This is a genomic window from Pseudomonas sp. UBT (assembly GCF_050915955.1).
Classification (GTDB): Bacteria; Pseudomonadota; Gammaproteobacteria; order Pseudomonadales; family Pseudomonadaceae; genus Aquipseudomonas; species Aquipseudomonas antarctica_A.
The window spans coordinates 2,847,311-2,872,737 of record NZ_CP168079.1 but is presented as its reverse complement, the minus strand read 5'-3'; the positions used below and the strand labels follow the sequence as shown (position 1 = coordinate 2,872,737).

The window sequence follows — 25,427 nt, the reverse complement described above, 5'->3', positions numbered from 1 at the left end:
GTCAGCTCCCCGCCACAGCGGGCGTTGCGTCGCCGATCACGACTTTGTCGCCCTCGGCCAGGCCCTCCAGAATCTGCACTTTGACGTTGTTATTGATCCCGGTCTTCACGTTTCGCGACACGGCCTTGCCCTTGGCATCCAACACGCGCAGCGGGTAACTGCCATCGGCGTCGCGCGCACCGAGCGCCGCCACCGGCACCATCAATGCGGCCTGGGCGGTGTCGAGCACGATGCGTACCTGCGCAGTCATCGCGATGCGCAGGCGGTGTTCGGGGTTGGGCACGTCGAACAGTGCGTTGTAGAACACCGCGGTGTTTTGCTTGGGTGTGCCAGCCGTCTGGGTTTCGAGGAAGTTCTGCGGCGCCGGCTCAGTGCCGCGCAGCTTGGCGTAGTAGCGCTTGTCGGCCTCACCCAGGATAGTGAAATACACCTGCTGGCCGGGGCTGATATGGATCACATCCGCTTCGGACACTTGAGCCTTGACGGTCATGGTGTCCAGGTCCGCCAGCTTGAGCAGCACCGGTGCCAGTTGGCTGGCGATCACGGTCTGGCCTTCCTGGGTGACGATGCCCACCACATCGCCGTCGATAGGCGCGACGATACGGGTGTAGTCCAGGTTGACCTTGGCGGTGTCGATCTGGATATGCGCGCTTTTTATCTGCGCATCCAGGGACAACAGGTTTGCCTGCTGCACCTGGAACGTTGACTCGGCGTCTTCGAAATCCTGGCGCGAGACCGACTCGTCAACCTGCAAGCCTTTATAGCGCTCGTAAACCGACTTGGCCTGTTTGAGTTGAGCGGCCGTGGCACGGCGCTGGGCCTGCAGGTTTTCCTCGTCAACCTGGGCTTTGCGCAGGGTATTCTGCAGGATCAATGGGTCGATTTCGGCAAGCCATTGGCCCTTTTTCACCTTGTCGCCGACTTTGACTTTGAGGGATTTCAATTGGCCGGAAACCTGGGATCCGACATCCACTTGCTTGACGCCTTCCAGCACCCCCGTGGCCAATACAGCGTTTTCGATGTCACCCCGTTCGACCGTAGCGGTCAGGTATTGCGGGGCATCGGCGGGTGCTTGCACCGTGTAGACGACCAGACCGGCCGCGATGGCGACTGCCAGGAACACGCCTGTTTTACGAAATTTCACGAAACCACCTCCCCAATCACCACACCTTCCAGCCACCACTGCGCAAGCCCGTGAATATTCGGGGCCTTGAGCAACGTGAAGTGATTCCCGCCGCCATACCAAACCTCCAGGCCACTGCCCTGACGCCGCCAACCGTCGATCATTAACCCCTGCTCCCGTTGATTGCCCGCCGCATCCAGCGCCGGGTCCTGCGCCAATACCAATCGCACAACCCCGTGGTAGCGCTGAGTCGGTCGATACACCGTGCGCAAGGCTGCGGCATACGTGCGTGCGGGCCCCGCCATCGCGTCCACACTGGCACGCGCCGGCAACAAACCAACCGCGACCATCCCGGCGTGAAGCCACTGGCGCTGCGCCACTTCATCGCGCCCGGCAAACACCACAGGGTCGATGTCCAGGGACTTTCCGGCGGACAACTGCATGGCTTCGATCAACCGCAACAATGCCGCCGTCGACGTATACGGCCGCGCTACCACGCCATTGCCGCCCGGCGACTCACTGTCGATCACCGTCAACGACGCCACCTCTCGGCCCATCGCCTGCAACTGCACGGCCATCTCCAGCGCGACCCAGCCGCCGAACGAATGCCCGACCAGATGCACCGGCCCGCGCGGGCACTCCTGCTCCAGCGCCGTCAGATAACACTGGGCTGCCGCTTCCACCTGGCTATGGGGCACCGCCTCGCCATCCAAGCCTCGTGGCTGCAACCCGAACAGCGGCCAGTCGCGCCCCAGCGCTTCACTCAATCCGACAAACCCGGTGACGCTGTCCCCCGCCCCAGGTACGCAGAACACTGGCGCATACCCCGCCCGCCCGCTCTGAATGCGCAACAGCGGCTGATGCACCCCTTCCTTCACCGCCGAACCTGTCGCCAGCGCCTCGCTCATCGCACGGCCCAACGCCTGAATGTGCGGCGCCTGCATCATGCTCTGGTGGTCCCCTGGCACGTCTATCCGGCGCAATTGCCCAGGTGCCAACGCATCCTCCCAGCCCAGCGAAACACTGCGCCGCGACAACTCGGTGGGCCGCTCCATGGCGCTGAAGAGCTGCACCGGAACCGGCAACGCAAACACGCTGTAATGCGCCAGCGCATGCCCATGCCCCACTTCCCGCTCGATAAAGCTCAAGAGGTCCGCGTCCGTAGCCGCTGCCATTTGCGCGTATAGCAAACCTTCATCGCGACAGCGTTGCAGCAGAGCCGCAAAGTCCAGCTGTCCAATGCCCGCCTCCAACTGTTCAAGGCTCGCCAGCTCATCCACACCTCCCTGTGCTTTCCAATACGCTGTGCACTGCAACAACAAATGCCGCTTCAGGGCATCCGGCCCGCTCCAGCGCGCCTTGCCCTGGTCGGTCATGCGCGGCACGTAGCTGTCGATCAAACCGAGGAACTCAACCGCTTCATCCAGCCCCAGCAATTGCATCGCCACTTCATACGCCAGCACGCCGCCGAACGACCAGCCCGCCACACGGTAAGGCCCATGGGGCTGAACGCTGCGTATCAGGCCGACCAGGCGGGCCGCCAGGCCTTCCATGGTGTTCAGGTGCGCCTCACCGAGTGCCAGGCCCGCCAGGCCATAGATCGGATAATCACCGGGCAAGTGTTGGCCCAGTGCCGGGAAGTACACGTCCATGCCGCTGAATTCGTGGATCAGGAACAGCGGCGGCTGCGAGCCGCTGCTGCGCACCGTTATCAATGCACTGTCACGCACCACCGGTTCATCCGTGCGCTGGCGCAGCATTGCGGCCACGCTGGCGACGCTGGTGTGCTGGAACAACTCGGCCAGAGACACCTGCAGGCCGGCTTCATCCATCAGGTTGACCAGTCGAATCGCCAGCAATGAATGCCCGCCCAGTTCAAAGAAACTGTCGTGTCGCCCGACCTGTTCCAGCTTCAAGACACCGGCCCAGAGCTGTGCGAGGGTGTCTTCCAACGCATCGGCAGGCGCTTCAAAATCGCGGTGGGTAAAGGCGTCCAAGGCCGGCAAAGGCAAGGCTTTGCGATCGACCTTGCCATTGGCTGTCAGCGGCAAATGCGCCAGCGGCACATAGGCCGACGGCAGCATGTAGTCCGGCAACTGGCCATGCAGGTGCGCACGCACGTTGTCGATGCCAACAGGCGCGGCCGCCCAGGTGAAATACGCCACCAGGCGCTTGTCACCCGGCACGTCCTCACGCGCCAGCACCACCACGTCCTGGATGCTCGCAAAGCTCGCCAGGCGTGCTTCGATTTCACCCAGTTCGATGCGAAAGCCGCGGATTTTCACTTGGTCGTCATTGCGCCCGATACATTCCAGCAGGCCATCCGCCGTCCAGCGGCCAAGGTCGCCGGTGCGGTACATCAAGGCGCCTGCGTTGAACGGGTCATCGACAAACTTTTCCGCCGTCAGCTCCGGCCGGTTCAAATACCCCTTGGCCACACCGTCACCACCGATGCAAATCTCACCGGTCACACCCAGCGGCACCGCCTGCAATTGCGCATCCAGCACATGGATTTGCGTGTTGGAAATCGGCCGCCCCACCGGCACGCTTTCAGCGTCATCCGCGACAGCGCGCACTTCATAAGTGCAGGCGTAGGTGGTGGTCTCCGTCGGCCCATAGCAATGCACCAGGCGCAAGGCGGGCGCGCGGGCCAGCAGGGTGCGGAACGCCGCCGGGTCGGCACGTTCGCCACCGCACAACAGCACGCGCAAGCCGGCCAGCGCCTCGGGAATCATCTGCACGTACTGGTTGAACAGCGCCGTGGTGACGAAGAGCACCGTCGCCCCGCTCAACGCCCGGCCGAAAGCCGCCGGCTCGAGCAACGTCGCGTGGTCGATCACCTGCACCTGGCCGCCGTTCAGCAGCGGGCCCCACACGTCCATGGTGCTGGCGTCGAACGCCGGGTTGGAGGCAAACGCCACGCGGTCGGCGGCATTGAAGTCGGCGTAGCCGTTGTTAAGCACCAGGCGCGTGATGCCGCGATGGGGCACCAACACCCCCTTCGGCGTACCGGTGGAACCGGAGGTGTACATGATGTACGCCACGCTGTCCGAGGCCTGCGACAGGTCCGGGTTGTGGCTCGGTTGAGGGTCAAGCGCCAGGGTGTCCAGGTCGAGGCGCCGGGCCGGGTACTCGATGGCGGCATCGCTGCGGGTAATGACCCAGGTCGCGCCGCTGTCCTGCACCATAAAGCCCTGGCGTTCGGCGGGCGCGTTGATGTCCAGCGGCACATAGGCAGCGGCGCACTTGAGGATCGCCAGTTGGCTGACCAGCAGGTCCAACGAGCGCGGTAGCAGGATCGCCACGTTATCGGCAGGACGCACGCCCAGGCTCAATAAGTGATGAGCCAGGCGGTTGGCGCGAGTGTTCAGTTCGCCGTAACCGAGCACTTGCTCGCCGTGCAACGCCGCCAAGGCATCCGGTCGTGCCTGGGCCTGGGCTTCGAACAGGCGCTGCACCGTGTGTTCGCGGGGGAACGCCCGGGCGGTAGCGTTGAAGTCCGCCAGCTGTTGGCGCTCAGCGGCCGGCAGGATTGGCAGGCAGCCGATGGCGATTTCGCGATTGTGCTCCAGCGCCTCCACCACCTGTTCAAGTGCAGTGTGCAGGTAGTCACACAAACGTCGGGCGCCCGGCCCCATGGCTTCAAAGCGGAAGCCATCGCCCAGGTCATCCACGCTCACCGACAGCCCGTAACTGGTATGTTCCTCGGCCTTGAGCAACTGAATGCCCTGCCATGCCGCCGCCACGCCACCGGCTTGCGGCGCGCTGTGACGGTAGTTGAACAGCACGCTGAACAACGGCGTCGCCACCGGCACCTTACTGCAACGTTGGGCCAGCGCCAGCGGCGCATGTTCATGGCTGAGCAGTTGGGTCAGCCGTGCATGGGTTGCACGCAGCGCCGTACGCACTGAGTGTTGGCCCAGGTCGACCCGCAACGGCAAGGTGTTGATAAACACGCCCATGGCCCGTTCGGCGCCTTCGCCCCCTTGCAGGCGACCGAGCATCACCGTGCCAAACACTACCTGTTCGCGGCCGCTGACTTTGCCCATTACATGGGCCCAGGCCATATGCATCAGGCTGGCGGCGCTGACACCCGATTGGCGCGCCTGGGCACGCAGGCGCTGGCTCAATTGAGGCTCAATTGCCCGCTGAACCTTTTCATCGGCGCCCAGGTTTGCGACCTCGGTTGGCTCGTCGATCTCACCCAGCATCTCGCGAAAGAAGGCCTCGTGATCATCAAGCCCCAAGCGAGTCTGGGCCACATAGTTGCGATACGGCACCGCCGCGCCCAGTTCTTTCTCTTGCCCCAACAGAAACGCCTGCATTTCATGCTGCAGGATTTCCAGCGCAATGTGGTCCATCACCAAGTGATGGAAAAGCAACGTGGCGACCACTCGTTGCGACTCCTGTGTATACACCAGGCGCATCAAGGGGGCTTGGGCCAGGTCCAGGCGCTGCGGCAACGGGCCTGTTTCGACGCTTAACGAGGCCTCACGCCAAACCACCTGCACCGGCTCTTCCAGACCGTCCCAATGGAAGGACGAACGCAGGATGTCATGTCGCTGGATCACCGCCTGCAACGCCCGGGCAAAGGCTTGCAGGCGCAGCGGACTGTCAAAGGCAAACTGCGCCTGCAGCAGATAAGCATCACCGTCGAGCACGGCGCGATGGTGATAAAGAATGCCCGCCTGCAACGGTGCCAGCGGGTAGATGTCCTGCACATTCGCCGCACCGCCGGGGATGCCGGCGACAATGCGCTCGATGGCGGCCTGGTCCAACGCGATCAGCGCGAGCATGTCCGGCGTGATATGGGCGCAATCAGCGGCAATGCGATTGGCCGGCACCGCGACTTCGCGACCGCCACCCAGCGCCGCAGCCAAGGCGGCCAGTGTCGGCTGACCAAACAGCACTTTCACATCCGCCGACAACCCGAGGCGGCGCATCCGGCCCATCAGGCTGACCGCCAGCAATGAGTGCCCGCCCAGTTCAAAGAAATTGTCGTGACGGCCCACGCGTTCCACATTGAGCAACTCGGCCCACAGGCTGGCCAGGCTGATTTCCGTATCGCCTTGCGGCGCTTCGTACTCGCGCACCACCACCGAATCCAGGCCCGGCGCCGGCAGGGCCTTGCGGTCGAGCTTGCCGTTGGGGCTCAACGGCAGCCCATCCATGTGCACGAAAATCGCCGGCACCATGAACTCAGGCAAGTGCTGCAGCAGATGGCTGCGCAAATCGTCGATGTCGCTGTGAGTGCCGGTGTAATAGGCGACCAGCCGCTCTTCGCGGGCCACCACGGCGGCTTCGTTGACCTGAGGATGCTCCAGCAGCCGCGCCTGGATTTCGCCCAGTTCAATACGCAAACCACGGATCTTCACCTGGTCATCATTGCGCCCCAGGTACTCGATAGTGCCGTCGGCCAGGTAGCGGCCGACGTCGCCGGTGCGGTACATCCGGCCGTGGGTAAACGGGTCGTCAAGGAAACGCTCGGCGGTCAACTCCGGCCGGTTCAGATAGCCCCGCGCCACTTGCACGCCACCAATGAACAACTCGCCCACCACGCCCAACGGCACCGGCTGCAACTGGCTATCGAGCACATACATGCGTGTATTGGCGATGGGTTTACCGATGGGCGTATTGTCCGGCGTCACCGCGCCTGCGCAGTCCCACGCCGTCACATCCACAGCGGCTTCGGTCGGGCCATACAGGTTATGCAGCGCGCTGCCTGGAAGCTGTTGTTTAAACCGTCGCACCAGGCTGCCCGGCAAGGCTTCACCGCTGCACATCACGCGTACCAGCCCGGCGGCCTGAGTCACATCGCCGTGGGCGAGGAACACATCGAGCATTGAGGGGACGAAATGCAAGGTGGTGATGTGTTCGGCCGCAATCACTTCGCACAGGTAAACCGGGTCTTTATGCCCGCCCGGGCGCGCCATCACCAACCGTGCGCCGGTAAACAGCGGCCAGAAGAATTCCCACACCGACACGTCAAAACTGAAGGGGGTTTTCTGCAGCACCGTGTCCTGCGCCGTGAGCCCATAGGCGTCCTGCATCCACAGCAGGCGGTTGACCACACCGGCATGGTCGTTGATCACGCCTTTGGGCTGGCCGGTGGAGCCGGAGGTGTAAATCACATAGGCGCTCACGCCCTGAACGCCGAGGTTGTCGACCGGTTGATGCTGCCAGGTCGGCTGGTCCAGGTCGACCACCGCCACCTCGCCCAGCAACCCACGCGTAGCGCCTTGGGCCAGGACCACTGCCGGTGCGCTGTCCTGCAACATGTAGGTAATGCGTTCGTGTGGATAGGCCGGGTCCAGCGGCACATACGCCGCGCCAGCCTTGAGAATCGCATACAAGCCGATGACCATCTCCAGGCCCCGCTCGATGCAGATCGCCACGCGCGAATCCGGCTGCACGCCCAGCGCCCGCAGGTGATGGGCCAACTGATTGGCCTGCGCGTTCAGCTCGGCATAGGTCAGGTGCTGCTGGCCCGCCTTGATCGCCATCGCGTCCGGCGTGCGCGCCACCTGCGCTTCGAACATCCCGTGCAAGGTCTGCTCAAGGTTGTAACTGACGGCGGTGGCGTTGAAATCGAACAGTAAATGCTGCCGCTCACGTTCACCCACCAGCGGCACATGCTCCAGCACCGCCTGGTCGTTATCGACCATGGCCTGCAGCACGCGGGTGAAGTAGCCGACATAACGCTGCACGGTCGATTCATCAAACAGTGCCACCGCATACTCCAGCGCACCGAGAATGCTGCCCTGCACTTCGCCGAGGTTCAGCGACAGGTCGAACTTGGCAAAGTGGCTGTTCTCGACGATACCTTCCAGGGCCAGATCACCCAGCGCGAGGATCGGCGCGCTGCTGTCCTGCCAGGTCAGCAGCGTCTGGAACACCGGGCTATGGGCCAGGCTGCGCACCGGCCGGGTGATTTCCACCACCTGTTCGAACGGCAAGTCCTGATGGGCCTGGGCTTGCAGCGTGAGCGCCTTGACCCGCGCCAGCAACGCCTCGGTGCTCAACTCGCCCGACGTGTCGATGCGCACCGCCAGGGTGTTGACGAACAGGCCGATCAACCCTTCGATTTCGCTGCGGTTGCGGTTGGCAACCGGCGAGCCGATCACCAGATCGTGTTGCCCGGACAGCCGCGCCAACAGCGAGGCCCAGGCGGTCATCAAGGTCATGTACAGCGTGGTGCCGTGGCGTTGGCTCAAGGCCTTGAGCCCGGCGGTGAGGCGTTCATCCAGGCGCACTTCGACGCTGCTGCCGGCATAGTCCTGCTGCGCCGGGCGCGGGCGGTCGGTGGGCAGCGTGAGCAAGGCCGGCGCACCGGCCAGGGCTTGCTGCCAATAACTGCTTTGGCGCTGCAGCACTTCACCACTGAGCCACAAGCGCTGCCACACGGCAAAGTCGCCGTACTGAATCGGCAACGGCGGCAACGGGTCGGGCCGGCCGTGGCTGAAGGCTTGATACAGCGCCATCAGTTCGCGGGTCAGCACGCCCATCGACCAGCCATCGGAGACGATATGGTGCAAGGTCAGCAACAGCACATGGTGCTCGTCCGCCATCACCACCAGTCGCCCGCGCAGCAACGGGCCGCGCTCCAGGTCAAACGGCGCCGAGGCCTCGCCGTGGATCAACGCATCCAGCGCCTGTTGGGGTTGCGGGTGACGGCGCAGGTCCTGCACTTGCAAGGGCAGCACGTCTTCGGCGGGCACGATCAGCACATGGGCGTCGTCGCCGTGCTGGGCAAAACGACTGCGCAGGGTTTCGTGGCGCGCGACGATACGCGCCAGCGCCCGTTGCAAGGCCTCGACATGCAACTGCCCACGCAGACGCAAGCCGATAGGAATGTTGTAGGCCGTGTTGGCACCTTCCATCAGCGCCAGAAACCACAGGCGCTGCTGGGCGAAGGACAGCGGCACAGCTTCATCACGGTTGGCCGGGAGGATGTCCGGCAACGTGCTGCGACCCAAGCGGGCCAGCACCTCGGCGACCGCCGCCAGTTCGGCATTGGCAAACAAGTCGCCGAGGTTCAGCTCAACCCCCAGGCGCTGGCGCACTTGCGACACCATGCGCATCGCCAGCAGCGAGTGCCCGCCCAGCTCAAAAAAGTGATCGCGGCGCCCGACACGGGCTACGTGCAGCACATCTGCCCAGATCTGGGCGAGCACGCTTTCGATCTCGCCCTCGGGCGACTCGTATTCGCGGGTAAACACGGCCGCCCTATCGGGCGCCGGCAGGGCTTTGCGGTCGAGTTTGCCGTTGGCGGTCAGGGGCAGCGCGTCAAGCTTCACATAGGCAACCGGCACCATGTAGTCCGGCAGGTGCGCCACCAGATGGGCGCGGATATCATCGATGGCCAGCGGGTCGAGCTGAGCATTTTCAGTGAAGTAAGCCACCAGTCGATCCTCACGGACCAGCACCACGGCCTCCTGAATCCCGGGCAACTGGTTGAGCTGGGTTTCGATCTCGCCCAGCTCGATGCGCACGCCACGGATTTTCACCTGATCATCATTGCGCCCCAGGTACTCAATAGTGCCGTCCGGCAACCAGCGCGCCAGGTCGCCGGTACGGTACATGCGGCCCGCATTGAACGGGTCTTGCAGGAAACGTTCGGCCGTCAGTTCCGGGCGATTCAAATAACCGCGCGCCACGCCCTTGCCGCCCACATACAGCTCACCGGCTACCCCCAACGGCACCGGCCGTTGTTGTTCGTCCAGCAGGTACACCGTGGCATTCGCGACAGGTTTGCCGATATGCAACGGCTGGCCAACCTCGACCTTGCCGGAAGTGGCAACCACCGTGGCCTCGGTGGGCCCGTAGTTGTTGATCAACTCGAAACGCTGGGCACGCGCGAACTGACGCAGGCGATCGCCGCCAATCAGCAAGGTGCGCAGCGTGGGATGTTCGATCTGTTGGCTGAACGCGTACTCGGCCACCGGCGTGGGCAGGAAGCACACGTCCAGCGGCTGCGCGCACCACCAGGCCAGCAAGGCGTCGATGTCTTGCGCCCCGTCATTGGCGGGCGGCAGGTGCAAGGTCGCGCCGACACACAGCGCCGGCCACACTTCCCAGGCCATCGCATCAAAGCCGAAACCGGCGACGCTGGCAGTATGGCGCCCGGCACACAGGTCAAAGGCACGGCAGTGCCAGTCCACCAGATTGGCCACCGTGTGGTGTTCGACCATCACGCCTTTGGGCAGGCCGGTGGAGCCGGAGGTATAGATCACATAGGCGAGGTTCGACGGGGTCACGGCGGCCTTGGGGTTGCCGGCCGAATGGTGCTGCCAGGTGAAGCGGTCCAGGTTGATCACCGGCACTTCAAGGGCGGGCAGGCGTTCCAGCAGTGCGTGCTGGGTCAACACCGCCACCGGGGCGCTGTCGGTCAACAGGTAATTCAAACGCTCGGCCGGGTGTGACGGGTCGACCGGCACATAGCAGGCTCCGGCCTTGAGGATCGCCAGCAACCCGGCCAGGGTGTCCAGGCCACGACGGGCGACGATGGCCACGCGATCGTCCGGTTTGACGCCCAGCGCAAGCAGGTGATGGGCCAGCAGGTTGGCTTGCTGATTCAGCTCGGCGTAGGTCAGTTGGCGGCCCTGGTGCACCGCTGCGATGGCCTCGGGCGTGCGGGCGGCCTGGGCTTCGATACGCCCGTGCAATGTGGTGCCCTGCGGGAAGTGGGCCTGAGTGGCGTTGAACTGCTCCAGCAGTTGTTGTTGCTCGGCGGCAGGCACCACCGACACGAGGTTAAGCGCCGTATGCGGCGCTTGCTCCAGCGCGGCCACCAGGTTTTCCAGGGCGGTTTGCAGGTAGGCGCAGACGCGCTGCGGGTCGACTAAGGTGCTGGCGAGCAGGCTCAAGCCGAAGCCGTCGCCGAGGTCATCCACACTCAACGTCAGCGGGTAGTTGGTGCGTTCTTCGGCGCTGAGCGCGACGATCCCTTGCCAGGCCGATACCGCCGCGTTACCGGCCGCCGGCGCACTGTGACGGTAATTGAGCAGGGCGCTGAAAAGCGGCGTCGGCGCCACCACCCCGCTGCAACGCTGGGCCAGCGCCAAAGCGGCGTGCTCATGGCGCAGCAAGGTGGTCAGCCGTGCGTGGGTGGCCTTGACCCCGGTGCGCACGTCCTGGCCATCCACGTCCACGCGAAACGGCAGCGTGTTGATGAAAATCCCCAGCGCCCGATCAGTGTCATGGCTGCCTTGCATGCGGCCCATCAGGACGGTGCCGAACACCACCTGTTCTTTGCCGGCCAGTACCCCCAACACCTGAGCCCAGCCCATGTGGAACAGGCTGGCGGCACTCACCCCGAGTTGCCGGGCTTGCGCGCGCAAGCGCTGCCCCAACGCCGGCGCCAATGGCAGGCTGACTTCGGCAATGCCCCGGGCATCGCCCTGCACATCCTGTAAACCAAACGGTAAGGTCGGCTCGCTGATATCGCCGAGCATCTGGCGGAAGAAACCTTCGTGTTCCTGCTCGCTGATGCCCAGTCGCGCCTGGGCCACATAGTTGCGAAACGGCACGGCCTGGCCCAGCGCTGCGCCCTGCCCCAGCAAGCACGCCTGCAGTTCGTGGCACACCACTTCGAGGGCGCTGTGGTCGAGGGCCATATGGTGGAACAGCAAGGTGGCAACGATGCGCTGATTCAGCGGGTCTTCGGCACGAACCAGGCGCAGCAGCGGCGCCTGCGTGACGTCGAGTCGATTGTGGCGGGCGTCGAACAGCGCGTGCAGTTGCGCGGCGATGTCGCCGTCGGCAGGGTTCAGTTGAAGGGCCTGCACCGGCAGGCGCGCCTGGCGCCACACCACTTGCGAGGGTTCCTGCAAGCCGTCCCAGACCACGCCGGTACGCAGGATGTCGTGGCGGTCCATCACGGTTTGCAGGGCGTGGGCAAATGCCTCAAAGCGCGCCAGGTTGTCGAACGCAAACTGCGATTGCATCACATACGGGTCACCCTGTTCGGCGCTGACGTGGTGGAACAGAATGCCTTCCTGCAAGGGCGCGAGCGGGTAGATATCCTGGATATTCGCCACGCCACCGTCGACGGTCGAGACGATACGGTCGATCTCGTCCTGGCTCAGCGTCGACAAGGTCAGCATGGCGGGTGTGATACGCTCGGCACCCGCCGGGATAGCATTGGTCGGCACTTCGACTTCACCGGCCTTGCTCGCCGAATACTCCCCGGCCTGGATCAACGCGATCAGCGCGGGTTTGTGTTCACGCAACGCGGCAAGGATCGCCGGGTCGCTCAGCGCTTGTTTATTGCCTTGCACCGACAACTGCTCGCCCTTGAGCGCCAGTTGGATGTCCTTGGTTTTCAGCGTCGCCAACAGCTCAAGAATACTCACAGGACGATCTCCATTCGTTCGGTTATGGCGGCGTAGCCGGCCAGGGTCGGCTGTTCAAACAACGCCCGCACATCGGCTTCCATGCCTTCCTGGCGCAGGCGTCCGATCAAGCTCACGGCGAGCAGCGAATGCCCGCCCAGTTCAAAGAAGTTGTCATGGCGCCCTACCCGCTCCACCTTGAGCAGTTCCGCCCACAGCTGCGCGAGGAGGATCTCGGTGTCACCTTGCGGCGCCGCGTACTCACGCACGATCAGCGCCTCCATGCCTGGCGCGGGCAAGGCCTTGCGGTCGAGCTTGCCGTTGGGGCTCAGGGGCAACGCGTCAAGGTGCACGAACAGCGCGGGCACCATAAAGTCCGGCAACTGAAGCAACAGGTGGGCGCGCAGGTGTTCGATGTCGGCCGGCACACCGGTGTAGTAAGCCACCAGGCGATCTTCGCGGGCCACTACCGCAGCTTCCTTGACCTGCGGATGCTCCAGCAGTCGCGCCTGGATTTCGCCCAGTTCGATGCGCAAACCGCGGATCTTCACCTGGTCATCGTTGCGGCCCAGGTACTCGATATTGCCGTCGGGCAAGTAGCGGCCGACGTCACCGGTGCGGTACATACGGCCGCCCGTGAAGGGGTCTTTGAGGAAGCGCTCGGCGGTCAGCTCAGGCCGATTCAAGTAGCCGCGCGCCACTTGCACGCCACCGATAAACAGCTCGCCGACCACCCCCAACGGCACCGGTTGCAACTGTGCATCCAGCAGGTACATGCGCGTGTTGGCAATCGGCTTGCCGATGGGCGTGTTGTCCGGCACGTCGGGGCGTGCACAGTTCCAGGCCGTCACATCAACGGCCGCTTCGGTCGGGCCATACAGGTTGTACAGGCCGATCCCCGGCAGTTGTTGCTTGAAGCGCCGCACCAGGCTGCCCGGCAAGGCTTCACCGCTGCACATCACGCGCACCAGCCCGGCGGCCTGGCTCACATCGCCGTGGGCCAGGAACACATCGAGCATCGACGGCACAAAGTGCAGCGTGGTGATGTGCTCCGCTGCGATCACTTCGCACAGGTACGCCGGTTCCTTGTGGCCACCCGGACGCGCCATCACCAGGCGTGCGCCGGTAAACAGCGGCCAGAAGAACTCCCACACCGACACGTCGAAACTGAAGGGGGTTTTCTGCAGCACTGCGTCATGGGCTTTGAGGCCGTACGCGTCCTGCATCCACAGCAGGCGGTTGACCACGCCAGCATGCTCGTTGATCACGCCCTTGGGTTGGCCGGTGGAACCGGAGGTATAGATCACGTAGGCCTGATGCTGGGCGGTGAGGCCCGGCACGTGGGGGTTGGCTGCGGGCTGGTGTTGCCAGGTGTCCTGGTCCAGGTCGAGTACCGGCACGTCGCCGAGCAACTCAACGGTTGCGCCCTGCGCCAGCACCACGACGGGCGCGCTGTCTTGCAGCATGTAGGCAATACGCTCCGCTGGGTACGCCGGGTCGAGTGGTACATAACCGCCACCGGCCTTGAGGATGGCAAACAGGCCGATGACCATGTCCAGGCTCCGCTCGACGCAGATACCCACGCGCGAATCCGGCTGCACGCCCCGCTCGCGCAGGTGATGGGCGAGGCTGTTGGCGCGTGCGTTGAGCGCCTGATAGGTCAGGTGCAGGTCACCGGCTTTGACCGCGATGGCGTCCGGCGTGCGCTCGACCTGGGCTTCGAACAGGCCGTGCAGGGTCTGCTCGAGGTTGTAGTTCACCTCCGTTGAGTTGAATTCGACCAGCAGTTTTTGCCGCTCGTCATGGCCTAGAATCGGCAAGCGATTGAGCGGCTGATGCGGCGCCTGCTCCAGGGCTTCGACCAGCCCGGCCAAGGCTATTTGCATATAGCCACACACCCGTTGCGCGTCGATTTGCGCCAGGGCGGTGACCTCGTAGCCATCGCCCAGGTCATCCACGTTCAAGGTCAGCGGGTAGTTGGTGCGCCCGTCGTTGACCAGGGTTTGCATGCCTTCCCAGGCCTGTTGCGCATCTGCCGATTGAGTCGCGGCGCCGCGATGGCGGTAGTTGAGCATCGAGCTGAACAGCGGCGCCGGTGCCGCCACCCCACTGCAACGCTGCGCCAGCGCCAGCGATGCATGCTCATGCCCCAGCAACGCGGTGAGTCGGGCGTGGGTCGCACGCACCGCAACGCGGGCACCTTGCGCGTCGATTTCCAGGCGCAGCGGCAAGGTATTGATAAAGACCCCCAGCGCCCGGTCAGCGCCCTCGCCGCCTTGCATGCGGCCAACCAACACCGTGCCGAACACCACGCTGTGACGCCCTGACGTGGCCGCCAGCACTTGGCCCCAGGCCAGATGGAACAGGCTCGCCGTGCTCACGCCGAGCAAACGGGCCTGGGCGCGCAGGCGGCGGTTGAGGTCGCTGTCCAGGCGCAGGCAGTGTTCTTCGATTTCGCTGCCGTCGCCGCGCACATCCTGCAAGCCGAACGGCAAGGTGGGTTCGTCCACATCACCGAGCATCTCGCGAAAGAAGCGTTCGTGTTCCTGTTCGCTGACGCCCAAACGCGCCTGGGCCACATAGTTGCGGTACGGCATCGGCGCCGCCGTGGGGGCCGGGTGACCGAGCAGATAGCCCTGCATTTCGCGCAGCACCACGTCGAATGCGGTGTGGTCGAGGGCGATATGGTGATAGAGCAGCACCACCACGACACGCGCGTTGGCCGGGTCATCGGCATACATCAGGCGGATCAGTGGCGCCTGGCTGATATCCAGGCGGTAGCGCCGCGCATCGAAACGCTCGTGCAGACCGGCCAGTACATCGCCTTGCAAGTGCAGCGCCTGCACACTCAGCTCGGCCTTGCGCCACACCACTTGCAGCGGTTGCGCCAAGCCCTCCCACACCACACCGGTGCGCAGGATGTCATGGCGGTCGATGACCTTTTGCAGCGCCTGGGCAAAGGCATTCAAGCGCTCCACACTGTCGAAAGCCAGGTGCGATTGCAGCAGGTACGGGTCACCCTGCTCGGCGGTGATGTAGTGATAAAGAATGCCTTCCTGCAACGGCGCCAGCGGGTAGATGTCTTGCACATTGGCGGCGCCACCGGGGACGCAGGCGACCACCTGATCAATCGTCGATTGGTCGAGTGTCACCAGCGCGAGCATGTCCGGGGTGATGCGTTGGCAGTCGGCGGCGATGCGGTTAGCCGGTACCTGCACTTCGCGACCACTGCCCACGGCGGCGGCCAGGGCAGCGAGCGTTGGCTGGCTGAACAGCACGCGCACATCAGCGCTGAGGCCGACCTGGCGCATGCGCTCGATCAGGCTGACGGCCAGCAGCGAATGGCCACCCAGTTCGAAGAAGTGGTCGTGACGGCCGACTTGCTCGACCTGCAACACCTCGGCCCAGATACGCGCGAGGGTGGTTTCCACCTCACCTTGAGGTGCCTCATAGTCGCGGCTCAGCAACGCCGCTTGATCGGGTTGCGGCAGGGCCTTGCGGTCCAGTTTGCCGTTGGCGGTCAGGGGCAGCGCGTCGAGCTTGACGTAGGCTGCCGGCACCAGCGCGTCGGGGAGCTGATCGCGCAGGTGCGCGCGCAGGGTGTCAATCGCCAGCGGGTACTGTTCGGTGAACCAGGCGATCAGACGGCCCTCGCGCACCAACACCACGGCTTCGCCAATGCCGTCCAGTGCAGCCAGGCGGCTTTCGATTTCGCCCAGTTCGACACGCACGCCACGTACTTTGACCTGGTCATCATTACGGCCCAGGTACTCGATATTGCCATCGGGCAACCAGCGCGCCAGGTCGCCGGTGCGGTACATGCGCCCTGGGTTGAATGGGTCTTGCAGGAAGCGTTCGGCGGTCAAGTCCGGGCGGTTCAAATAACCCCGCGCCACGCCGCTGCCGCCCACATACAACTCGCCGGCCACGCCCACCGGCACCAGGCGCCGTTGTGCATCGAGCAAGTACGCGCTGGCATTGGCGACCGGCCGGCCGATATGCAGCGCCTGCCCGGCGCGCACACGCCCAGAGGTGGCGACCACCGTGGCTTCGGTCGGCCCGTAGTTGTTGATCACGGCAAAGCGCCGCTCTTGAGTGAACTGGCGCAGGCGGTCGCCGCCGATCAGCAGGATGCGCAGGGTCGGGTGTAGCAGGTTCTGGCTGAACGCGTATTCGGCCACCGGCGTCGGCAGAAAGCTCACGTCCAGCGGCTGCGCCAGCCACCAGGCGAGCAATTCGTCGATGTTTTCATTCCCGACATTGGCCGGCGGCAAGTGCAGCGTTGCACCTGAACACAGCGCGGGCCAGACCTCCCAGGCCATGGCGTCGAACCCTGCACCGGCGACGCTGCTGGTGTGGCTGCGCGCATCCAGGCCGAAGGCTTCGCAGTGCCAGTGCACCAGGTTTTCCACGGTGCGGTGTTCGACCATCACGCCTTTGGGTTGGCCGGTGGAGCCCGAGGTGTAGATCACGTAGGCCAAATGGGCCGCAGTCAGGCCGGCGAGCTGAGGATTGCTCACGGCAAGGTGTTGCCGACTGTCGTCAAACAGGTCCAGGCTGGCGACTGCGCCTAACAGGTCGCGGGTGCTGGCTTCGGCCAGCACCGCCACCGGCGCACTGTCCTGCAACAGGTAAGCGATACGCTCGGCGGGATACGCCGGGTCGATGGGCACATAACCGGCACCGGCTTTAAGAATGCCCAGCAGCCCGACCAACATCTGCGGGCCACGACGGCAGCAGATCGCTACCCGATCATCCGGCTGTACGCCCAGCGCCAGCAGGTGATGGGCCAACTGGTTCGCGCGTTGGTTGAGTTGCTGATAGGTCAGGGATTCGCCGTCTTGCTGCACGGCAATCGCGTGGGGCTGACGTTCGACCTGGGCTTCGAAGGCACCCTGGATGGTCTGACCGCTAGGGAAATCGGCGGCGGTGGCGTTGAACTCACGCAGCAGGGTGTCGCGTTCTGCCGGCGGCAGCATCTGCAACTGATTCAGTGCGGTGTTCGGTGCCTGCTCCAGTGCCGCGACCAACTGCTCCACGGCGCTATGCATGTAACCACACAGGCGCTGGGCGCCGATCTGCGGCAACGCCAGTACGGTCAAGCCAAAGCCTGCACCGAGGTCATCGACGCTGAGGGTCAGCGGGTAGTTGCTGCGCTCTTCGCCGCCCAGCAGTTGCACGCCTTCCCAAATACCGTGGCCGTCGCGGGCCATTTCGTCGGGGGTGCTATGCCGGTAGTTGAGCAAGGTGCTGAACAGCGGCACGGCGGCCGGGACGCCGCTGCAACGCTGAGCCAGCGCCAGGGACGCATGTTCGTGCCCCAGCAAAGCGCTCAAGCGTGAATGAGTTGCCTTGAGCGCACTCGCGGCGCCGCCCGCCACATCAACACGCAGCGGCAAGGTGTTGATAAACATACCCAACGCGCGGTCCGCGCCATCGCCGGCCTGCAGGCGGCCCATCAATACGGTGCCGAACACCACGTCGTCGCGCCCCGACACCCACCCCAACACTTGAGCCCAGGCAAGGTGCATCAGGCTGGCCGCACTGACGCCCGACACACGCGCCTGCTCACGCACCCGCAACGCCAACCCCGCGTCCAGGGGCTGCTCGGCCTCTTCGATATCGCGGCCGTCACCCTGCACATCCTGCACGCCAAACGGCAGGGTCGGCTCATCGACATCGGCGAGCATGTCGCGGAAGAACTGCTCATGCTCAGCCACGCTGACCCCCAGGCGCGCCTGGGCTACGTAATTGCGGAACGGCGCCGCCACCGGCAAGGCATCCGCCTGATTGAACAGAAACGCACGCATCTCCTGGCCAACCACTTCCATGGCGGTATGGTCGAGCGCCAGGTGGTGGAACAACAGGATGGCGGCGACCCGATTATTCGCCGGGTCGTGGGCGTAGACCATGCGCAGCAGCGGCGCCTGGGTGATGTCCAGACGGTAATGACGGGCGTCAAAGCGCGCATGCAGTTGTTCAATGATGCCGCCGTCGGCCGGGTCCAGGGCGACTTCCTGAACCGTCAACTGTGCTTCGCGCCAGACCACTTGCACCGGGCTGTCCAGGCCTTCCCAGACCACGCCGGTGCGCAGGATGTCGTGACGCGCCACGACCTGTTGCAGCGCGCCCATAAAGCCGTGCAGGCGCTCAAGGCTGTCAAACGCCATGCGCGATTGCAGCAGGTACGGGTCGCCCTGCTCGGCGCTGATGTGGTGATACAGAATGCCTTCCTGCAACGGCGCCAGCGGGTAGATATCCTGCACATTGGCCGCGCCGCCAGGAACAGTGGCGACGATACGCTCGATAGCGCTTTGGTCAATGTCCAGCAGCGTCAACATCACCGGGGTGATCCGCGTGCAGCCCGATGGAATGCCATTGGCCGGCACCACGATCTCGCGCCCGCTGCCAACCGCCGCCGCCAAGGCCGCGAGGCTGGGTTGGCTGAACAGCACGCGCACATCGGCACTCAGGCCGACCTGGCGCATGCGTTCGATCAGGCTGACCGCGAGCAACGAATGCCCACCCAGTTCGAAGAAATGATCATGGCGCCCGACGCGCTCCAGCTTGAGCACGTCCTGCCAGATCTGCGCCAGCAGGGTTTCCACCGCGCCTTCCGGCGCCTCATAGCCACGGCTGAGCAACGCACTCTGACCCGGCACCGGCAGGCCCTTGCGGTCGAGTTTGCCGTTGGCGGTCAGCGGCAACAGTTCCAGCCAGACATAGGCCGACGGCACCATGTAGTCCGGCATCCGGCCTTGCACGTGGGCGCGCAGCGCTTCGATTTCCAACGGTGCCTGGGCGGTGTAGTAGGCCACCAGGCGTTTATCGCCAGGCTCGTCTTCGCGGGCCATTACCACCGCATCCTTGACGCCAGGGATGGCGGCCAGGCAGGTCTCGATTTCACCGGGTTCGATACGGAAACCGCGGATCTTCACTTGCAGGTCATTGCGCCCCTGGTACAGCAAGTTACCGTCGGCCTGCCAGCAGGCCAGGTCGCCGGTGCGGTAAAGCTGGCCTTCACCGAAGGGGTTCGGAATGAATTTTTCGGCGGTCAGTTGCGGCTGGTTCAAGTACCCCTTGGCCACGCCCGCACCGCCGATATACAGCTCGCCGACCACGCCCAGCGGCAGCGGTTGCTGGCGCGCATCCAGCACGTAGGCCTGAGCATTCGCAATCGGCCGTCCAATCGGGACGCCGCCCGCGCCCGCCGCACTGATTTCAAACGTGGTGGAGAACGTGGTGGCTTCGGTCGGCCCATAGCCGTTCAACAGGTGTTGGGGTTTGCCGTGTTTGAGCACACGGCCGATCACCAGCGGGTCAAGCACGTCGCCGCCGACAATCAAGTAACGCAACTGACGGAACACCGGCAACAACGCATCAGCGTATTGATGGAACAGGCCCGCGGTCATCCACAGCACGCTGACCGCTTGTTCCTGCAACAGCGAGGCAAACGCCGCTTGGGACAACAGCACCGCATGCTCGACCACCACCACGCAACCGCCATTGAGCAACGGCGCCCACACGTCGAGGGTGCTGGCGTCGAAGGCCGGGTTGGAAGCGAAGGCCACGCGGTCGCGCTCGTTGAAATCGGCGTAGCCGTTGTTGAGCACCAGGCGCGAGACCGCGCAGTGTGGCACTTGCACGCCTTTCGGTGCGCCGGTGGAGCCGGAGGTGTACATGATGTACGCCACGCTGTGCGACGACTGGACCAGGTCGGGATTGCGCGGTGACAGCGCATCCAGGTTCAGGTCGGCCAGGGCATTCAGCACGTGGCGCGCACCGCTGTCCTGCACTATGAAGGCCTGGCGCTCGACCGGGGCGTTGACATCCAGCGGCACATACACCGCCGCGCACTTGAGGACCGCCAGTTGGCACACCAGCAAATCCAGGGAGCGTGGCAGCGCAATCGCGACACTTTCGCCCGGTTGCACGCCTTGGTTGATCAGGTGATGGGCCAGGCGATTGGCCCGGCGGTTGAGGTCGCGATAACTCAACGACAACGCACCATGCACCGCCGCCACGGCTTCGGGACGGGCCAGCGCCTGGGCTTCGAACAGTTGGTGCACGGTGAGCTGCGACGGGTATTCGCGGGCGGTGGCATTGAAACCCACCAGCACTTGGTGGCGTTCGGCTGCGGGTAAAATCGACACCGCCTGCAATGGCGTGGTCGGCGCTTGTTGCAGCGCGGTCACCAGGTGGGCCAACGCGGTGAGCATATAGTCGCCCACGCGCTGCACATCCAGTGTGGCCACGCCTTGTACGGTGAGCGCAAACCCTGTGCCGAGGTCATCGACGTTCAGCACCAGCGGGTAATTGCTGCGTTCTTCGGAACTGAGAATTTCGATACCGGAGGTGGCGAACGGGCTCTCTCCCGGCGCGTCCCCGGCCGCGCTGTGGCGGTAGTTGAGCAGCGTGCTGAACAACGGCAATGAACCCGGCACGCCACTGCAACGCTGGGCCAGTGACAGCGAGGCGTGCTCATGCCCCAGCAACTGCGCCAGACGTGCGTGGGTGGCGCGTACGCCGGCTTGTACACTGGTCGCGCCGAGGCTGACCCGCAGCGGCAAGGTGTTGATGAACATTCCCAGCGCACGGTCGGCGCCCTCGCCGCCTTGCATACGGCCGAGCAGCACGGTGCCGAACACCACGTCTTGCTGGCCGGAAACTTGCGCCAACACCTGGGCCCAGGCCAGGTGCACCAGGCTGGCGGTACTGACGCCCAGTTGCCGCGCCTGTTCGCGCAGGCCTTGGCTGAGGGCCGGGTCCAGCGGCAGGTGAGCGTCGACGATACCGCTGCCATCGCCATTGACATCCTGCAAACCGAACGCCAGCGTCGGCTCGTCGATATCGCCGAGCATGTCGCTGAAGAAGGCTTCATGTTGCGCCTGCGTAGTACCCAGTCGCGCCTGGGCCACGTAGTTACGGTACTGCACCGCGTCCGGCAGTTGCGCGCTGCGACCGGCCAGGCTTGCGCTCATTTCTTCCACCAGCACGTGCAAGGCGGTGTGATCGATCAGGATATGGTGCAGCAGCAGAATGCCGACGAAGCCATCCTGCTGCTGGGCGTAACCAAAATGCATCAGCGAGGCGCGGGACAGGTCGAGGCGATAGTGGCGTGGGTCGAAGCGCTGTTGCAGCTGCGCCAGGGCATCAACACCCTGTACGTCGATGCGCTCAACCGCCAGCGGCGCCTGGCGCAAGACCACTTGTACCGGTTCATCCAGGCCTTCCCAGAGAATGCCGGTGCGCAGGATGTCGTTGCGTTCTATGACGCTGTGCAACGCACGGACAAACGCATCCAGCGCTGTTTGGTCGGCAAAGCTGAATTGCACCTGCAACACGTAGGGGTCGCCCTCGGTGGTTGCCAGGTGGTGATAAAGAATACCGGCCTGCAACGGCGCCAGGCCGTAGATGTCCTGCACGTTGGCGATGCCACCGGGCACGGTGCGCAGGATATGGTCGATAGCGGCCTGGTCCAGCGCCACTAACGGCAGCATGTCAGGGGTGATGTGTGCGCTCGTTGGCGCGATCAGATTGACCGGCACCTGTACGTCCCGCTGCCCGCCCACCGCGCCCGCCAGTGCAGACAGCGTGGGTTGACCGAACAGCACGCGCACATCAGCGCTCAAGTCCATCTGGCGCATGCGCTCGATCAACTTGACCGCCAGCAGCGAGTGGCCGCCGAGCTCAAAGAAGTTGTCGTCGCGGCCCACCTTGTCGAGCTTCAACAGCTCCTGCCAGATACCGGCGATGGCGGTTTCAATCGCACCTTGCGGGGCGGCATAGTCACGCCGCGCCAATGCATCGGCATCCGGTGCGGGCAAGGCCTTGCGGTCGAGCTTGCCGTTGGTGGTCAGCGGGAACTTATCCAGCAGCACGAAGGCGCTGGGCACCATGTATTCGGCCAGGCTCAGCAGCAGGTGGTCGCGCAGTTCGGCGGCGCTGACTTCGTGCTCGGCAATCACATAGGCTACCAGGCGCTTGTTACCCGGCTCGTCCTCACGGGCGATCACCACAGCGTCACGCACGCCGTTGGCGGTGGCCAGGCGTGCTTCGATTTCACCCAGTTCGATACGGAAACCGCGGATCTTTACCTGGTCATCGTTACGGCCCAGGTAGTCGACGCTGCCATCGGCCAACAGGCGGCCGAGGTCGCCGGTCTTGTACATGCGCAGGCCGGTGGCCGGGTCGGCCAGGAAGCGCTCGGCGTTAAGCGCATCACGGTTGAGGTAACCGCGCGCCACACCAGCGCCGCCGACGTACAACTCGCCGACCACGCCAAACGGCAGCGGCTCGCGATGCTCGTCCAGCACGTAGAGCTGCAGGTCGGGAATACGCACGCCAATCGGGCTCACGCCGACCAACTGCGCATCCGCCGCCTCCAGCGCGCGATAAGTGACGTGCACGGTGGTTTCAGTGATGCCGTACATGTTGACCAGTTGCGTTCCGGCGTTGATCGAGCGGCTGTACCACGGCTTGAGCATGCCAGGTTCCAGCGCTTCGCCGCCGAAAATCACCTGGCGAAAGGAATGCGACTGCGGGCTGTTGCCCTGCGCGGCGATCAGTTGCCGGAAGGCGCTGGGCGTCTGGTTGAGGATGCTCACGCCCGCTTCGCAGAGCAGCGTGTAGCACTCATCCGGCGAGCGGCTGACCAGTTGCGGCACAATCAGCAACTGGCCGCCGTGCATCAGCGCGCCCCAGATTTCCCACACGGAGAAGTCGAACGCGAAGGAATGGAACAGCGCCCACACATCGTTAGGGTTGAAGCCGAACCACTGCTCGGTGGCCGTGAACAACCGCGCCACCTGGCGGTGCTCGATCATCACGCCTTTGGGCAAACCGGTGGAACCTGAGGTGTAGATCACATAGGCCAGGTTGGCCGGGCTGAGGTTGACCCGCGGGTTGACGATGGACTCACCGCGCACGCTGTCGAGGTCAATCGACAGCCGGTCGCCGACCAAATGGCGAGTGTTGGCTTGCACCAGCACCGCCAAGGGTTCGCTGTCAGCCAGGGTGTAGGCGATGCGCTCCAGCGGGTAAGCCGGGTCGATCGGGACATAACCGGCGCCCGCCTTGAGGATGCCCAGCAGGCCGATGATCATTTCCGGGCCGCGCTCCACGCAGATCGCCACACGGCCATCCGGGCGAATGCCTTGGGCCAGCAGGCGGTGGGCGACCTGGTTGGCGCGTTCATTGAGTTGGCGGTAGGTGAGGCGCAGGTGTTCGAAGCGCAAGGCAATGGCGTCGGGCTGGGCGGCGGCGTGGGTTTCGACCTGGTGGTGGATCAGCGCGGTGTCGGTGTAGTGCGCGGGGCTTTGGTTGAGGCTGTGCAGCAGGTGGTGACGCTCGGCATCGGGCAGGATATTCAGGCCGCTCAGCAGTTGATCCGGTCGCTGCTCCAGGGCATCGGCCAGGCTTTCCAGCGCGGTATGCAGGTAACCGGCAACGCGTTGCGCACCGATGGACGCATCCACCATTACCGTTAACGCAACATCTTCACCCAGGTCATCCACGTTGACCGTCAGCGGGTAGTTGGTGCGCTCTTCGGCGCCCAGCACCTGAATGCCTTCGGCAACCTCGATCACCGCGGCCATATCGGTGGCGGCGCTGTGGCGGTAGTTGAGCATTGCGCTGAACAGCGGCGTCGGAGCCGCCACACCACTGCAACGCTGGGCCAGTGCCAGGGAGGCATGTTCGTGATTGAGCAAGGCGGTGAGGCGCGCGTGGGTGGCCTTGACCTCGGCGCGCACAGCGTGCGCGCCCACATCCACGCGCAGTGGCAAGGTGTTGATGAACATGCCCAAGGCCCGCTCACCGCCCTCGCCCGCGCCCATGCGACCGAGCATCACCGTGCCGAACACCACCGACTCGCGACCTGAGACCACACCCAATACGCGCGCCAGGGCCACGTGCATCATGCTAGCCACGCTCACGCCAAGCGGTCGCGCCAAGGTGCGCAGGCGACGGCTCACGGCGCTGTCGACGAGAAGGCGCACCTCATCAATACCCTGCCCGTCGCCCCGCACATCCTGCAGCCCGAACGGCAAGGTCGGCGCATCGATATCCGCCAGCATCTCGCGGAAGAACGCCTCATGCGCCTGCTCGCTGACGCCGTGGCGCACTTGGGCGATGTAGCTGCGAAACGCCACCGGCTCGGCGGCGTGGGCTTGCTGACCGGCCAGGTACAACTGGATTTCATGGCGCACCACGTCGAGCGCAGTGTGGTCGAGGATGGTGTGGTGAAACAGCAGCATCGCCACCACACGCTGGTTGGCCGGGTCGTCGGCAAACACCAGGCGCAGCAACGGCGCCTGGCCCAGGTCCATGCGGTAAGTGCGTGCATCGTAGCGCGCCAGCAACTGGGCCAAAGCATCACCGCCGTTCATGTGCGCTTCTTCGCAGGCCAGGGTTGCCTTGCGCCACACCACTTGCAGCGGCTCGTCGAGGCGCTCCCAGGCCATCGACGTGCGCAGGATATCGTGGCGGTCAATGACCCATTGCAGCGCTTGCGCAAACGCATCCAAACGCGCGCGGTTGTCGAATACAAACTGCGCGTGCAGCACGTAGGGATCGCCCTGCTCCGCCGAGAGATGGTGATAAAGCATGCCCTCCTGGAGCGGCGCCAAGGGGTAGATGTCCTGCACATTCGCCGCACCGCCGGGGATGGCGGCGACGATACGGTCGATGGCCGGTTGGTCGAGGCTGACCAGGGGCAGCATGTCCGGGGTAATGCGGTAGGCCGGGCTCAGCCAGTCACCGCCATGCTCGGCCACCCACTCAAGCAGGCGGGGTTTGTGGGCAATCAGTTGGTCCCACAGCGCGTCATCCAGCGCTTCGTCGTCGCCCAGGATGATCAGGTCGCCCTCTTCCAGTTGCAGACGGATCGCATGGGTGGAAATCGCTGCCAATAATTCGCTGAACTGCATGGGGGTAACCTGCCTGATAAGTCACGGTTGAGGAGAAAGTCC

Annotated in this window: 3 protein-coding genes; all 3 read right to left on the bottom strand. The window is 64.5% G+C overall.

Features of this window, described 5'->3' with window-relative positions; translation table 11 throughout:
* Nucleotide 1: 1 nt before the first annotated feature.
* Genes macA through ACDZ94_RS13100 form a run of 3 tightly spaced genes read right to left on the bottom strand, consistent with a single transcriptional unit; the run spans nt 2 to nt 25,385 of the window.
* The gene (macA, locus tag ACDZ94_RS13110; RefSeq protein WP_432750250.1) at nt 2-1,144 is read right to left on the bottom strand and encodes a macrolide transporter subunit MacA; all 1,143 of its coding nucleotides are present in this window, start codon (nt 1,142-1,144) and stop codon (nt 2-4) included.
* Entirely contained in the window at nt 1,141-12,477 is an 11,337-nt protein-coding gene (locus ACDZ94_RS13105) for an amino acid adenylation domain-containing protein (protein ID WP_432750249.1), read from the bottom strand. The genes macA and ACDZ94_RS13105 overlap by 4 nt, the downstream gene beginning before the upstream one ends.
* Nucleotides 12,474-25,385 carry an amino acid adenylation domain-containing protein gene (locus tag ACDZ94_RS13100; protein ID WP_432750248.1) on the bottom strand — a complete coding sequence of 4,304 codons (12,912 nt, stop codon included), beginning with the start codon at nt 25,383-25,385 and terminating at the stop codon, nt 12,474-12,476. Before ACDZ94_RS13100 ends, ACDZ94_RS13105 begins: the two co-directional genes overlap by 4 nt.
* Nucleotides 25,386-25,427 lie beyond the last annotated feature (42 nt).

Coding starts and splice junctions, on each gene's coding strand:
- ACDZ94_RS13100 (WP_432750248.1), bottom strand. CDS start 25,385: ATGCAGTTCAGCGAATTATTGGCAGCGATTTCCACCCATGCGATCCGT.